Genomic DNA, 14,118 nt, shown 5'->3' with positions numbered 1-14,118 from the left:
CCTCGGTTAGCTCATTTGCCAGCGGAAGGGGGTGCAGCCGTAGCCCGCGCTTGGCCGGCGCGGATAGGATCGCGGTGCCTTGAACACCCGCGGAAGGAAAGCTGTGTCAATAACTACGGCTCAACCGAACCTGACCGTTGCGACCACGGAAGGGCTGGTGCGCGGCACGGTCCTTCGCGGTGTGCGTTCCTGGCGGGGGATACCGTACGCGGCACCGCCCACCGGGGAACGCCGCCTGCGCCTGCCCCAGCCGGCGGCGGCGTGGAACGATGTGCTGGACGCAACACGGTACGGGCCTGCGGCGCCCCAGGTGCGGAGCCGCACCGGACTTGGGGCCGGCCCGAAGACGCGCATGGATGAAGACTGCCTGACCATCAACGTAACGGCACCCCCCGAACCGGCAGCACCTCGCCCGGTGCTGGTCTATTTCCACGGGGGAGCGTTCACCTCCGGCGCCGCCTCGGCCCCCGCCTATGACGGCACCAACCTGGTCCTTCGCGGCGACGTGGTCTACGTAGGCATGAACTACCGGCTGGGTGCCCTGGGGTTTATGGACTTCCGCCGTTATTCGACAGCACAGCGGGCCTTTGACGTGAACCTCGGCTTGGCGGACCAAGTGGCGGCCCTGCGCTGGGTGCAGCGGAACATAGCGGGCTTCGGCGGTGACCCCGGCAACGTCACGGTGTTCGGCGAATCCGCCGGCGCCATGTCGATCACCGCCCTGATGTGCGTACCGTCCGCACGGGGGCTTTTCCACCGGGCATTCGCCCAGAGTTCAGCGCCCGCCACTGCCTACGGACCGGGCCTGCCGGAAAAATGGGCGGCTTCGCTGCTGGAACTGCTGGGGGTGGACGAGGCCGGGGCAGCGGATGCGCTGGCCCGGATACCGGCCGAGCGCCTGGTGGAAGCAACCCAGCGGCTGACACGCGGGATAGCCCCGGAGACGGATCCCGGAACGCGGGCCGTGGCGCCGGTGGTGGACGGGCATTTCCTGCCCCTGCATCCTCTCGACGCGTTCCGCACGGGCAAAGCGCATCCCGTGCCGCTGGTCATCGGCAACATGTCCCGTGAAGGGGCCCTTTTCGACCGGTTCGAAGACATCCTCCCCACCAAGCCGGATCGGATCGAGAAGATGTTCGCCCGGACCGCGCCGGAGCTGCAGGACCAGGTGCTGGCGGCCTACCCGGGCTACCCGGGCAAACACCAGGCGGTCGACGTCGGCGGGGACGCTGTTTTCTGGCTGCCCAGCGTCCAAGTCGCAGAGGCCCACAGCGCCCATGCCCCCGTATGGTCCTACCGGTTCGACTACGCCCCGACGATGGCCCGGATCCTGGGCGTGGGCGCCACGCACGGACTGGATATCCCAGCGGTGTTCGGCAACTACGACTCCGGGCCGGGCCGGTTCCTGACCTTGGCCGGCGGCAAGTCCACAGCCGTTGCGGTGGGGGACCGTTTCCGCGGGGCGCTGCTGCGTTTCGCCCGGACCGGACATCCGGGCCCGCTGTGGCCGGGCTACGACAGCCGCAGCCGGACCACCAAGGTATTCGACGCCACGGATCTGATCGTTCCGGATCCGCACCGCGCCCGCCGGCTTGCCTGGAACGGCTACTGCGGCTACCGCTGAGCCGGGGAGGTCAGACGGGAAGATCCCGCAGCAGCCCACCCAGCCGGAGCAGTTCCAGGGGTGCATGCTGGGCAAGGGACAGACCGACAATTTCCCCTGCCTCGCCCACGGCATCCATGATGCGCAGCAGGTCCGGAACGCGGACCCCGCGGGTTCCGGAGCCTGTCCTGTCCGCGAAGTCCCGCCGGTCAAGGACGTCCAGATCCACGTGGATGGCCAGCTTGGTGGCCCCGGTCAGCGCGAGCCACTCCAGGATCCGCCGGGTGTCCTCGGGGGTGTCAGTGATTCCCACGCTGCGTATACCCAGCCGCTGCTTCGTTTCGATCCCCGGGTCCTGCCAGTCCCGCAGCCCAATCTGCAGGACATTGCCCGCAGGCACCACCGCCTGCAGCGCGGCGAGGAACTCCGGGTCGCCCAGCCCGGCAAGGGTGGCCAGGGACATGGACCGGAAGCCGGTGTAGCCGTCGCCCGGCATACCGGTATCCGGGTGCGCATCCACCCACAGCACTGCCAAGTCATCCCCGTACAGGGCGGCCAGATGGCTGAACGGCGCAACGCTTACCGAGCACTCGCCGCCGAAGGTCACCACGGACTGCGGATCCGCTTCCTGCATCACCCGCACGGCTTCCTGGAGTTGCAGGAGCACAGCAGACCGGGCGTAGATGCCGTCCACCGTTTCGACGGCGGCTTCGGAGGTGTCGGTGCTGACGGGTACAAAAGCCGTGGGTCCGTCATGCTCGGGGGAGAGCAGCTCAAGGAGCGACGGGCCCAGATGGTAGGACAGCTGGGTCTGGTGCGGCTGGCCCGCCGGCAGCGAGCCGACGGCACCGGCGCCGGCAGCGCCTTGCCACTGGGGGAATATGAGCCGGAGGGCCCCGGGGCCCGAGGGATGCATGGCAGTCATGGCAGTCCTTTGGTGCGGCGGCTGGTGCGGCGGCAATCCAGCCACCATACCGCTGCCCTCCCGGACGGAAACAGTGCCGGCACAAAATAGGATGGAGGTATGACTGCAACCCTTGTCGCCCGCGACCTCTCCGGCGGCCATGCGCACCGCACCCTCTTTGAACACCTCTCACTGACGGTCGCCCCGGGCGACGTGGTGGGCGTTGTGGGGGCCAACGGTGCCGGCAAGTCAACCCTGCTGCGGCTCCTGGCCGGGGCGGCGGTACCCCAGGCGGGAACGGTGAGCACCTCGCCGTCGGACGCCTTTGTCGGGTGGCTCCCGCAGGAACACGAGCGGCTGGCCGGGGAAACCGTGGGCGCCTATCTGGCCCGGCGGACCGGCGCTGCAGCGGCAACGGAAGCCATGGAAGCGGCGGCGGCCGCCCTGGGCGAGGAAATCCCGGGTGCCGACGACGCCTACGCCGCGGCCTTTGACCGCTGGATGGCCTCCGGTGCCGCGGACTTGGAGGACCGGGCCCCGGCTGTCCTTGCGGACCTGGGACTGAACGTTGGGCTGGACGCCGAGATGACCGGTCTTTCGGGCGGGCAGGCGGCCCGGGCGGCACTGGCGGCCCTGCTGCTGAGCCGCTTCGATGTGGTGCTGCTGGATGAACCGACTAATGACCTGGATCTTGACGGACTGGCGCGGCTGGAACAGTTTGTCCGCGGGCTGCGCGGCGGCGTTGTCCTGGTCTCCCATGACCGGGAGTTCCTGGCCCGCTGTGTGACCACGGTGGTGGAGCTGGACCTGGCGCAGAACAGCGTGGCGGTCTACGAGGGCGGTTATGAGGCGTTCCTGGAAGAACGTGCCGTTGCGCGCCGCCATGCGCGGGAAGCGTACGACGAGTTCGCCGACAAGAAGGCCGATCTGGTGTCCCGGGCACGCACCACCAGGGAATGGAGTTCCCAGGGTGTGCGCAATGCCATGAAGAAGAACCCGGACAATGACAAGATCCGCCGCAAGGCAAGCACCGAGTCCTCCGAAAAGCAGGCCCGCAAGGTCCGGCAGATGGAATCGCGGATCGCACGCCTGGACGAGGTCGAGGAGCCACGCAAGGAATGGCAGCTCCAACTGCGTATCGGTTCCGCCCCGCGTTCCAGTTCGGTGGTTTCCACGCTGAACGAGGCCACATTGACCCGTGGCGGATTCACCCTCGGTCCGGTTTCTGTTCAGGTCAACGCCGGGGAGCGGATCGGCATCACGGGTCCCAACGGCGCCGGCAAATCAACGCTCCTGCGGCTGCTGCTGGGCCGGGAGGTGCCCGACGCCGGGACTGCCTCCCTGGGTACCTCTGTTGCCGTGGGGGAAATCGACCAGGGCCGCGGGCAGCTGGACCCGGCGCAGGCGCTGGGCACCGCCTTCGAAGCGGCCGTTCCGGAGCTGTCCTCTGCGGAGGCCCGGACCCTGCTGGCCAAGTTCGGGCTCAAGGCCGATCAGGTTGCCAGCCGGGTCGATGCGCTGTCTCCGGGCGAGCGGACCCGCGCTTCGCTGGCCCTGCTGCAGGCCCGCGGCGTGAACCTCCTGGTTTTGGATGAGCCCACCAACCACCTGGACCTGCCCGCCATCGAGCAGCTGGAAGAGGCCTTGGAAAGCTACGAGGGCGCTCTCCTGCTGGTTTCCCATGACCGGCGGCTGCTGGAAAACGTCCGCCTCGACACGCGGTGGCATGTTCAGGGTGGAACGGTGTCGCTCGGGTAGTCTTCCGCGCCTACCCGGTCTGTGCCGTGGAATACGTAGGTATGTGATACAAATTATGTTATGTTGCGTCCCTGCAGGGACGCAGATACTTAGGTCTCGGGCGATTTCACGGAAGAAGTGTCCTCATGGCTCCATGGATTGGAAATGCCGGCTGCGGAGCAGCCTTTGTGCACAGTGGCAGGGAAAGCCGCTGTGCCCTATCTGTAAGTGCAGGAAAAGCACACGCAGGAACAGCGCAGTGAAGGCGCTGAAGACGGCGGACCTGCCGGTCCTGATCACCGTCTGGCTCCTGTGCGTAGGGACCGACTGGTCCACCGGCACCAAGATTGCCCTCAACGTCATCGCCGTTGCCCTGCTGTGCGCCAAGGAAGTGGCGGTTCACCGGCGGGAGTCCCGGCGGAGCAGTGCGGCCGTCCGCCGAAGCCCCGCGCACCGGCTTGCCGCTGCAGCGTAGTTCCCGGCCGGATACCCAGCTCCACTAAAGGCCGCAGTACCCAAATGGTGTAGCTGCAGCCCGCACGGAAGCCCGCATCTGGTGACCCCGGTATGCCGCGGCTATGGTGGATAGTCGCAAGCGTGCAGGTCTTCGCCGGCTGGAAAGAGTCGATCGTGGCTATAGACGTGGCCTCATTGGTAGTCGAGACCAGCAATGGGCTGGTGCAGGGAATCGCAGAGCATGGTGTGCGCACCTGGCGGGGCATACCCTACGCTGCTCCGCCCGTGGGGGAACTGAGGCTGCGCGCTCCGCAACCGGCGAAAAGCTGGAACGGAATCCGGGATGCACGCTCCTTCGGTGCTGTCCCGCCGCAGTCCAAGGCGCCGAACCTGACCGGCAGCCACCGGCGGGTGCCGATGGACGAGGACTGCCTGAGCCTGAACGTCACGGCGCCCTTGGAGCCCTCGGACTCCCTGCGCCCGGTCCTCGTGTACCTGTACGGCGGTGCGTTCAGCTCCGGGTCGTCAGCGGAACCCACCTACCGCGGTACCAACCTGGTGCGCGACGGCGATGTGCTCTACGTATCGCTGAACTACCGCATCGGTGCCCTGGGGTTCATGGATTTCCGCGCTTATTCCACTCCTGACCGGCCCTTTGACGCCAATATGGGCCTGCGGGACCAGGTTGCCGCGCTCGAATGGGTGCAGCAGAACATTGAAGCGTTCGGCGGAGACCCGGACAACGTCACCCTCTTTGGAGAGTCGGCCGGGGCCATCGCCGTAACCTCGCTGATGTGCATCCCCAGAGCGGCACCGTTGTTCCATCAGGCCTACGCGCAGAGCCCCGCGCCGTCGGGAGCCTACTATCCGGAAATGCACGCGGCGTGGGCCGAGGACCTGCTGGAGATTCTCGGCATCCGCCCCGCCCGTGCGGCCGAGGCACTGACCTCGATCAGCGCCGCGAAACTGGTGGACGCCACGCGGAAGATGACCACGAAAATCGGGCCGGTGAAGCAACCCGGCACGCTGAGCGTTTCCCCTGTCATTGACGGGGACTTCCTGCCGAAGCACCCAATCGACGCCTTTTTGGACGGGGATTCCAACCCTGTTCCGCTGGTCCTGGGCACCATGGCACGGGAGGGGGCACTGTTCGCGAAGGTCTCGAATATCCTGCCGTCCACACCGGAGCGGATCGAGAAGATGTTCGCCGGTACGGATCCGCTGGCCCGGGACCGGGTAGTGGCCGCCTACCCCGGGTATCCCTCACGGCAGCGGTCAGTGGACATCAGCGGTGACCTGGTCTTCTGGTATCCGAGCCAGATGGTGGCCGAGGGCCATTCCAGAACCGCACCAACATGGGCGTACCGCTACGATTACGCCACGCCCATGATGAACCTGCTCGGGTTCGGTGCCACCCATTCCTTTGATGTTCCGGTGATGTTCGGGGACACCCGGACCGGGATGGCCAGGGCCCTCTCCCTGCTCGGCGGCGCCGAGGAACTCAGGGCCCTGTCGCAGCGCTTCCAGGGGTCCCTGCTCAGCCTGGCCCGGCACTCCCATCCGGGCGTGGACTGGCCCGGCTACGACGAGATCCACCGGCATACCCGTGTCTTCGACAAGTCCGACCGGATCGAGTCCGACCCGTTTCCCGAACGGCGGCGGGCCTGGGCGGGCTATCGGGGTTACGTCTGATCCGGCGGCATCTGATCGGGCAGCGTGCCGGATCCGGCACGCGAACCGGTGCCCCTCGCGGCCCATGCGTGAGAGTCTTAAGCCGGCTTATGATTTTCCCGCCCCGCAGCTTGTCCCGCACCGCAGCTAAGGAGAGTTAGTCAGCATGAGTGAACATTACGACCTCGTTGTTCTCGGAGCCGGACCGGGCGGATATGTGGCCGCGATCCGGGCGGCCCAGCTGGGCCTGAAGACTGCGATTGTGGAGGAGAAGTACTGGGGCGGCGTATGCCTGAACGTCGGCTGCATTCCTTCCAAAGCGCTGCTGCGCAACGCGGAACTTGCACAGATTTTCACCAACCAGGCCAAGACGTTCGGCATCAGCGGTGAGGTGAGCTTTGACTTCGGCGCTGCCTTTGACCGCAGCCGGCAGGTGGCGGACGGGCGCGTCAAGGGCGTCCACTTTCTGATGAAGAAAAACAAGATCACCGAATACGACGGCCACGGCGTGTTCTCCGATGACCACACCATCGAGGTCAGCCTCTCCAAGGGAGGTACCGAGACCATCACGTTCGACAACGCCATCCTCGCCACCGGCACCTACGTCCGCCTGCTGCCCGGAGTGGAGCTGAGCGAGAACGTCGTCACATATGAAGCCCAGATCATGGACCGGGACCTGCCGAAAAAGATGGTGATTGTCGGGGCCGGTGCCATTGGCATGGAGTTCGCCTACGTGCTGCGCAGCTACGGAGTGGACGTCACCATCATCGAGTTCCTGGACCGCGCGCTGCCCAATGAGGACGTGGACATTTCCAAGGAGATCACCAAGCAGTACAAGAAGCTCGGCATTCCCATCCTCACTTCCACCAAGGTGGAAACAATCCAGGACAACGGGTCCTCCGTGGCTGTCACCTATACGGACAAGAACGGCCAGCAGGGCAGCATCGAGGCGGACCGGGTCATGCTGTCCATCGGCTTTGCGCCGCGGACCGAGGGCTACGGGCTCGATAAGACCGGCGTCCAGCTGACCGACCGCGGTGCCATCGGCATTAACGAGTACATGCGCACCAACGTGCCGCACATTTACGCCATCGGCGACGTGACCGGCAAGCTGCAGCTCGCGCACGTGGCGGAAGCCATGGGTGTGGTGGCTGCTGAAACCATCGGTGCCGCGGAGACCTTGCCGCTGGGGGACTACCGGATGATGCCGCGGGCCACGTTCTGCCAGCCGCAGGTCGCCAGCTTCGGGCTCACCGAGCAGCAGGCGCGCGACGAGGGCCACGACGTCCTGGTCAGCACCTTCCCCTTCACCGCTAACGGGAAGGCCCACGGGCTGGGGGAGCCGGTGGGCTTCGTGAAACTGGTGGCCGACGCCAAATACGGCGAACTGCTGGGCGGGCACATGATCGGCCCCGATGTTTCCGAGCTGCTCCCCGAGCTCACGCTGGCGCAGAAGTGGGACCTCACCGCAGCTGAACTGGCCCGCAACGTGCACACCCACCCGACGCTGAGCGAGGCACTGCAGGAAGCCTTCCACGGGCTGACCGGCCACATGATCAACTTCTGACGGCTGCCGCCTTGTGCTGAATAGGCGGGTTCGGGTTCGGGTTCGGGTCGGCACTGGCCCGGGGCTTGGTCTTGGTATTCCTTGACACTGTGTGCGGCGGCGCGAACGCTGGAATCAGGCACCCACGGCGTCCGGACCGTGCCTGCCACGGCTGGGATGCGAGAAGGGCACGGCCATGAACCCTGGCAGAATCGTCATGATTGTTATTGGGGCGCTGCTGGTCCTCATTGGGCTTGGATTGGGTGCGGCGGCTGCGGCGGTGGGGCTGATCGCCGGAGCCCAGCGCGACAACGGCTACCTGTCGGTGCCGGAGGAGACCTACAGCGTCAACTCCTACGCCATCACCACCGGCTCCGCGGATATCGGCCCGGGCGCGGACGGCAATGAGGACATCGCATCCCTGCAGGTGCGCGGCACCGGGGTAGACGGCGACCTGTTCATTGGGATCGGCGCCGAAGCTGAGGTACGGCGGTATCTCGACGGGGTGGCGAGCGCCGAAATTGACGAGGTGAGGTTCAACCCGTTCCGGGTCGATTACCGGCGGACGGCGGGCACGGAGGTACCGTCCCCGCCGGGGATGCAGGACTTCTGGGTGGCTTCCGCTGCGGGCAGCGGGCCCCAGGAGATTAACTGGGCGCCGACGGAGGGCGACTGGATTGTTGTGGTGATGAACGCCGACGCGTCCCCGCAGGTTACCGCCGAACTGCAGGCCGGCTTTCGGTCGGACCTGTTTGGTGTGGCCGCCGTGTGGCTGCTGATCGGTGCCGTGGTGTTGTTCCTTCTGGGAGTGGCGCTGATCCTCGCAGCGATCCTCGCCGGACGGAAACGGGGGGCGTACCCGCCGGCCGGCGGGTATCCGGGGCCGGTCCCCGGCGGTGCCTACGGGTACCGGCCGGTTGGGGCGACCGCGCCCCTCCCCGCTCCGTCCGGCGCCAGGGCGGCGGGAAGTGCTCCCGGCCCGGATTCAGCCGTCACCGGCGGACCCGATGCCGGCGGACCCGATGGTGGCGGACCCGGCGGGGGAGCTCCCTATCCGGCGCGCCTCTACGGCGAATTGGATCCGGGTTTGTCCCGCTGGTTGTGGCTGGTGAAGTGGTTCCTGGCCATTCCTCACTTCTTCCTGCTGTCCTTCCTGTGGATCGCCTTTTGGATTGCCACCGTAGTGGCCGGCTTCGCGATCCTGTTCACTGCCCGGTATCCGCGGCCGCTCTTTGACTTCAATGTGGGGGTGATCCGGTGGAGCTGGCGGGTGGCGTTCTATGCCACGGGGGTGCTCGGCACCGACCGCTATCCGCCGTTCAGTTTGGAACGGGAGCACTACCCTGCGGATTTCGACGTCGACTACCCCGAGCGCATGTCCCGCGGGCTGGTCCTGGTGAAGTGGTGGCTGCTCGTTATTCCCCAAGCCCTGATTGTCGGGGCCTTCAGCGGAACATCGTTGATGCTGGTGCGCGCACCGCGGTATTTCGGCGGGCCAAACGGGTACGGGCCGGACGGGTACGGTCCCGGCGGGGTCCGCTGGAACGACGGTCCCGGCGGGTTCGGCGCCACGGAGTGGGTGACGGCAGGCTTCTCACTGCTGGGCCTGCTGGTGTTCATTGCCGCCTTGGCGTTGCTCTTCACCAGCCGCTACCCCCGCCAGCTGTTCGACTTCATCATGGGGCTGCAGCGCTGGTCCTACCGGGTGCTGGCCTACACCGCACTCCTGCGGGACGAATATCCGCCGTTCCGGCTGGACCAGGGGCCGGCAGACGCCCGCGACCTGCCCCCGGCCGGCGTCGAACGTCCACCAAACCAGCAGTAGGTACCGTGCAGCCCAGGTGCCGTGCCGCCCAACCCGGAACGATTAGCCGAGCACGCAGAATTCGTTGCCCTCGGGATCAGCCATCACCACCCAGGTCACCCCGGGCTCCTGGCCCACATCCACCCGCCGGGCGCCAAGTGCGATCAGCCGCTCCACTTCTTCCTCCTGGGTGCAGCCGTCCGCCACCAGGTCCAGGTGCAGGCGGTTCTTCACGGTTTTGCCCTCGGGTACCGCCATGATGTCCAGGTCCAGTCCCGTGCCGTCCTTGGCCGTGAGGCTGTACAAGCCGTCCTCAACGGTGAGGTCCCAGTCCAGCGCCTGCTGCCAGAAGGATGCGGAGGCATCGGCGTCGACGGCGTCCAGATGCACTGTGGAAATCCTGCTGGTCATGATGGGAAAGTCCTGTCGTTTCGGCGGTCGAGGTGTCCCGGGCGCATCGATTTCAGTGCCGTCCGGAAGTGAGGCCAACTTACAGCACTGCCACCGGCAGGATCCCGCCGGCAGGATCCCGCAGGCCGCCGGGCGGGGCGCGCGGTCCGCGGGAGCGGCACCATTCCTGCTGCCGGTTAGGGCATACTGGCCGCATGACGACGCCGCTGGAGGGTCCACTCGCCGATTCGGATGCCGGTCTCTGGATTACGGAGCTGCTGGCACCGCCGGGCACCGTTACCGGAACAGTGCCCGGCGGGTTCGAAGCCTATGCGCGGATATTCCATCCGATCCACGCCCAACTGATGTCCTGGGACCAGGACTATCCCGAGGTAGTGGAGTCCCGACGGCTGCTGTGGAGCGAACTGGCGCAGGAACGCGGTACGGTAGCCCACCCGCTGATGCAGTGGGACTCCGTCTTGGCCGGCTACCGGAACCCGGTGTGGAACGAGCCCGGCTGGCAGTACGAAGACCCGTTGGTCGGCTCCCTTGCCACCGGCTCACTGGCCGAAGTGGCCCGTATCCTCGCCGGCCACACAAGCACGCCGGAAGAGTGCCTTGCCGGCCTGTGGGAGGGCTGGGGGTGGGTGAGCGGTGCGGAGGTGCGCCACACCGTGGGCACCGACGGCCGGAGCCGCACGGAACCGGCCTCGCCGCCGTTCGGCGAAGCAGGGGTGTTCGGTGCGACCCGGCTCGAACTGCCGGGCCGGAAGTACCTGCTCTTTAACGCCGGGCTTTCCCTTTTCGCGGATCCCCGCTGGCAGGAAGCCAGCGGCTGGGACGGTCTGCAAAGTCCCAACCTGCTGTGGCCCAAGGACAGGCAGTGGTTCCTGGCCACTGAGATCGATTTCGATTCCACGCTCGTGGGCGGCTCGGCCGCGCTGATAGACGCGCTCGTGCAGTCCGACGTCGTGGAGTGCCTGGCCGTTCCGCCGGACGGAGACCTTACGCAGCTCGGCGACCTGCTCAACGAACGGCCCGACTAGCCCGTTCCGCACGAGCGCCGCGTGAGCGCCGTCGTCGTCCGGGGGCGGCGCGGGACGGGCGGCTGGGGACGGGGCTGCGCAGGACGGGCGCCACAGCACCGTCAGGGAGCTAACACCGGTCTGTGAGCAAGGCATCGGCGGATCCGTCGGGTCCGCGTCCGGGCTGTGGATAAGCTGAATATATGCCTCTAGAAAACATCAATTTCCACACCCGTAAGTGGGTCCGGCCCGAAGACCTGAATGCCAACGGCACGCTGTTCGGCGGAAGCCTGCTGCGCTGGATCGACGAAGAGGCAACCGTCTACGCGATCCTGCAGATGGGTAACGGGCGGGTCGTTACCAAGTTCATGTCCGAGATCAACTTCGTCAGCTCCGCGGTGCAGGGAGACCTGATCGAGATGGGCCTTACCGCCACCAAGTTTGGCCGGACCTCGCTCACCATGCAGGCCGAGGTGCGGAACATGATCACCCGGCACAGCATCCTGACCATCGACAAGATTGTCTTCGTGAACCTGGACGAGCACGGCAAGCCCGCGCCTCACGGTTACACCAGCATCAGCTACGACCGCGACCGTCTGCCGAACCACCACTTCCCGCCGCTGCCCCTCGACGCGGAGCCCTTCTCCGCATAGGGTCCTACAGGGCCGCGAGCGTCGCCACCGTCCGGCTGCGCCTGCAACCGGCAACGCGGCGTCGCCTGAATCCGCCTGTAGCATCGCTGAGATGGAGCGCTCCCATCCTCTGCCGCCCGGCGTGACGAGGAGCGGAAACTGAGCGACCGCGTGCGCTGGATCGAGACGGATGCCACCACCTGGAACGACGGGGTCTTCGACGTGGTGCTGTGCGTCGGTGCCAGCCACGCCTTCGGCCGGTTGGAGGACATGCTGGGTGCTGTCCGGAGGCACCTGCGCCCCGGTGGGCAAGCGCTGATCGGCGACAGCATCTGGGAGGGCACCCCGTCGGCTTCCGCGCTGGCAGCACTTGGGGTTTCTGCCGACGCCTATCCCGACCTCGCCGGCCTCGCCGGCCTCGTGCGAGCCATCCATGAGTACGGGTTCGAGCCGTCGTACGGGCACGTCAGCACGTTGGCCGAGTGGGACGACTACCAGTTCAGCTGGACCGGGTCGCTCGTCGACTGGGCCGTGCGGGAGGCTTCGACGGCCGAGGATCGTGACGAGGCATTGGCCGCCGCACGCGAGAACCGCGACGCCTGGCTGAGCGGCGCACGGCGCGAGCTGGGGTTTGCAACCTTCGTCCTGCACGACGCCGCCGCTGGCATGCATGACTGAACGCTGGTCTTGACTATTCCTCCCGCAGAGGGCCTTTGACGCCCAGATCCCCGCAAGCTGGTTCTTTTCCACAAGGATAGAAAGTACTTGTTGCGGCCCTCTGCGGAGTGGATACCATCGAACACATGTTCGAATCATTGGAAGTGGCGGAGTGCTTTCCGTCCGACCTCTCGGGTCACCATACCCCGCTTGTTTCCCGGTCTGCCGCCGGGCAAAGTCCCTCCGCTGCGGAGGCTGCGTCCCCGGTTGAGGTGGCCTCTTGGTCCCGGGCGCTCGCCTCCGAGGAATCCCTGGCCGCGATTGCTGCTGATTCGGATGCAGGGCTTGTTGACCGGCTCCGTGCTTTGGAGGAGCTGAAGGCTGCTGCGTGTGCGGCGCAGGCCCGGGTGGCGGCGGCGTTGGACGTGTCCGTGCGTGCGGCTCATGCCCGGGCCGGGCTGCCGGCGGAGAAGCATGGTGTGGGCGTTGGAGCGCAGGTGGCGTTGGCTCGGCGTGAGTCTCCGGCCCGGGGCGGACGGATCCTTGGCTTCGCGAAGGCCTTGACCCGGGAGATGCCGTGCACGCTTAAAGCGTTGTCGGAGGGCCACATTAGTGAGTGGCGGGCGACCCTGCTGGTTCGCGAGACCGCGTGCCTGTCCGTGGCGGACCGGCAACTGGTAGATCAGGAAATCGCCGGGGATCCTGCCGGGTTGGACGGATTGGGGGATCAGCGCCTGATCGCGAGGATCCGGAAGATCACGTACCGGATTGACCAGGCCGCGCTGGTGCGGCGGGCGGCGAAGGCGGAGGCGGACCGGTTTGTGTCCTGCCGTCCGGCTCCGGACACCATGACCTACCTGACGGGTCTGCTGCCGGTGGCCCAGGGGGTTGCGGTGTATGCGGCACTGAGCCGTGCTGCGGATTCGTTGCGGGCCCGGGGCGATGCCCGCGGTCGGGGCCAGATCATGGCCGACACCATGGTCGAACGCATCACCGGCCAGGCAAAGGCTGAGCAGGTGCCGGTGGAAGTGCAGCTGGTAATGACGGACCGAACCCTGCTGGCCGGGGATAAAGAGCCGGCACACTTGACCGGCTACGGAATAGTGCCGGCGCCGTGGGCGCGGGATCTGGCAGGTAAGGGCGCCCGTCGAAGGGCTCAGAAGACAGGGAAGCCGGGGGAGTCGGGGGAAACGGGGGAGCCGGGGGAGTCCTGTCCCGGATTCTGGCTGCGCCGCCTCTACACGGCCCCGAGTTCCGGGGAGCTGCTGGCTATGGACTCGAAGGCGCGTTTCGTGCCGGCGTCCCTGGCACGTCTTGTCACGGTACGGGACCAGATGTGCCGGACCCCGTGGTGTGATGCGCCGATCCGGCACCAGGACCATATTCGGCCGCACCGTGACGACGGTCCTACGCAGGCAGCCAATATCCAAGGGCTGTGCGAGGCATGCAACCAGGCCAAGGAAGCGCCAGGGTGGAGGGCAACAGTCATCGGGGCGTCCGGTCCCGGAAAGCCAAGGGCCCCGGGACCCGGTCAGAGCTCCACAGCCCGGAAGGCTGCTGCTGCCCGGAATGCCGCAACTGTCCGCCGGCACACTGTGGAGATCACCACACCAACCGGCCATCGGTACCGGTCAACGGCCCCGCCGCTTCCCGGCACCCCGGCCCCGTGGTTTCGGTAGCCGCAGGAAGGCAA

11 protein-coding genes and 1 pseudogene are annotated in these 14,118 nt (G+C 66.8%); 10 read left to right on the top strand and 2 right to left on the bottom strand.

Annotation, left to right across the window (positions count from 1 at the left end; genetic code table 11):
- Positions 1-103 precede the first annotated feature (103 nt).
- The gene (locus tag LOC57_RS08875) at positions 104-1,624 is read left to right on the top strand and encodes a carboxylesterase/lipase family protein (RefSeq protein WP_229959207.1); all 1,521 of its coding nucleotides are present in this window, start codon (positions 104-106) and stop codon (positions 1,622-1,624) included.
- A gap of 10 nt (positions 1,625-1,634) precedes the next feature.
- On the opposite strand, the gene LOC57_RS08870 is transcribed toward LOC57_RS08875, so the two are convergent.
- A complete protein-coding gene (locus LOC57_RS08870; RefSeq protein WP_229959205.1) occupies positions 1,635-2,528 on the bottom strand; it encodes an arginase family protein in 894 nt (297 codons plus the stop codon).
- A 99-nt stretch (positions 2,529-2,627) separates the two neighbouring features.
- Between LOC57_RS08870 and abc-f the strand changes: the two genes are divergently transcribed.
- The 5 genes from abc-f (at position 2,628) to LOC57_RS08845 (ending at position 9,742) form a co-directional block, all read left to right on the top strand.
- A complete protein-coding gene (abc-f, locus tag LOC57_RS08865; RefSeq protein ID WP_229959204.1) occupies positions 2,628-4,265 on the top strand; it encodes a ribosomal protection-like ABC-F family protein in 1,638 nt (545 codons plus the stop codon).
- A gap of 238 nt (positions 4,266-4,503) precedes the next feature.
- Complete coding sequence (locus LOC57_RS08860) at positions 4,504-4,719, top strand: hypothetical protein (protein WP_227926363.1); 216 nt, start codon at positions 4,504-4,506, stop codon at positions 4,717-4,719.
- A gap of 122 nt (positions 4,720-4,841) precedes the next feature.
- Positions 4,842-6,392 carry a carboxylesterase/lipase family protein gene (locus LOC57_RS08855; protein ID WP_229959202.1) on the top strand — a complete coding sequence of 517 codons (1,551 nt, stop codon included), beginning with the start codon at positions 4,842-4,844 and terminating at the stop codon, positions 6,390-6,392.
- Positions 6,393-6,537: 145 nt separating this feature from the next.
- A complete protein-coding gene (gene lpdA, locus LOC57_RS08850) occupies positions 6,538-7,938 on the top strand; it encodes a dihydrolipoyl dehydrogenase (protein WP_229959200.1) in 1,401 nt (466 codons plus the stop codon).
- A 175-nt stretch (positions 7,939-8,113) separates the two neighbouring features.
- Positions 8,114-9,742 (top strand): DUF4389 domain-containing protein, encoded by a 1,629-nt coding sequence (locus LOC57_RS08845; RefSeq protein WP_229959198.1) that lies wholly within the window; start codon positions 8,114-8,116, stop codon positions 9,740-9,742.
- A gap of 42 nt (positions 9,743-9,784) precedes the next feature.
- On the opposite strand, the gene LOC57_RS08840 is transcribed toward LOC57_RS08845, so the two are convergent.
- A complete protein-coding gene (locus tag LOC57_RS08840; protein WP_227911257.1) occupies positions 9,785-10,132 on the bottom strand; it encodes a VOC family protein in 348 nt (115 codons plus the stop codon).
- 194 nt (positions 10,133-10,326) lie between these two features.
- On the opposite strand from LOC57_RS08840, the gene LOC57_RS08835 reads away from it, so the two are divergent.
- The 4 genes and pseudogenes from LOC57_RS08835 to LOC57_RS08820 all read left to right on the top strand — a co-directional run bounded on the left by LOC57_RS08835 (position 10,327) and on the right by LOC57_RS08820 (position 14,104).
- On the top strand, positions 10,327-11,157 hold the full coding sequence (locus LOC57_RS08835; RefSeq protein ID WP_227911258.1) for a hypothetical protein: 831 nt from the start codon (positions 10,327-10,329) through the stop codon (positions 11,155-11,157).
- A 182-nt stretch (positions 11,158-11,339) separates the two neighbouring features.
- Positions 11,340-11,789 carry an acyl-CoA thioesterase gene (locus LOC57_RS08830; protein WP_227911259.1) on the top strand — a complete coding sequence of 150 codons (450 nt, stop codon included), beginning with the start codon at positions 11,340-11,342 and terminating at the stop codon, positions 11,787-11,789.
- Positions 11,790-11,912: 123 nt separating this feature from the next.
- Positions 11,913-12,446 (top strand): annotated as a pseudogene (locus LOC57_RS08825) (SAM-dependent methyltransferase); the annotation flags it as partial.
- 125 nt (positions 12,447-12,571) lie between these two features.
- Positions 12,572-14,104, top strand: coding sequence for an HNH endonuclease (locus LOC57_RS08820; RefSeq protein ID WP_227911260.1), 1,533 nt, complete (start codon positions 12,572-12,574; stop codon positions 14,102-14,104).
- Positions 14,105-14,118: the final 14 nt, after the last annotated feature.

This window comes from Arthrobacter sp. zg-Y750 (assembly GCF_020907365.1).
GTDB lineage: Bacteria > Actinomycetota > Actinomycetes > Actinomycetales > Micrococcaceae > Arthrobacter_B.
Note: the sequence above shows the minus strand (reverse complement) of the source record. Positions and strands in the feature narration are given on the sequence as shown.

Coding starts and splice junctions, on each gene's coding strand:
- LOC57_RS08870 (WP_229959205.1), bottom strand. CDS start 2,528: ATGACTGCCATGCATCCCTCGGGCCCCGGGGCCCTCCGGCTCATATTC.
- abc-f (WP_229959204.1), top strand. CDS start 2,628: ATGACTGCAACCCTTGTCGCCCGCGACCTCTCCGGCGGCCATGCGCAC.
- lpdA (WP_229959200.1), top strand. CDS start 6,538: ATGAGTGAACATTACGACCTCGTTGTTCTCGGAGCCGGACCGGGCGGA.
- LOC57_RS08845 (WP_229959198.1), top strand. CDS start 8,114: ATGAACCCTGGCAGAATCGTCATGATTGTTATTGGGGCGCTGCTGGTC.
- LOC57_RS08840 (WP_227911257.1), bottom strand. CDS start 10,132: ATGACCAGCAGGATTTCCACAGTGCATCTGGACGCCGTCGACGCCGAT.
- LOC57_RS08835 (WP_227911258.1), top strand. CDS start 10,327: ATGACGACGCCGCTGGAGGGTCCACTCGCCGATTCGGATGCCGGTCTC.
- LOC57_RS08830 (WP_227911259.1), top strand. CDS start 11,340: ATGCCTCTAGAAAACATCAATTTCCACACCCGTAAGTGGGTCCGGCCC.
- LOC57_RS08820 (WP_227911260.1), top strand. CDS start 12,572: ATGTTCGAATCATTGGAAGTGGCGGAGTGCTTTCCGTCCGACCTCTCG.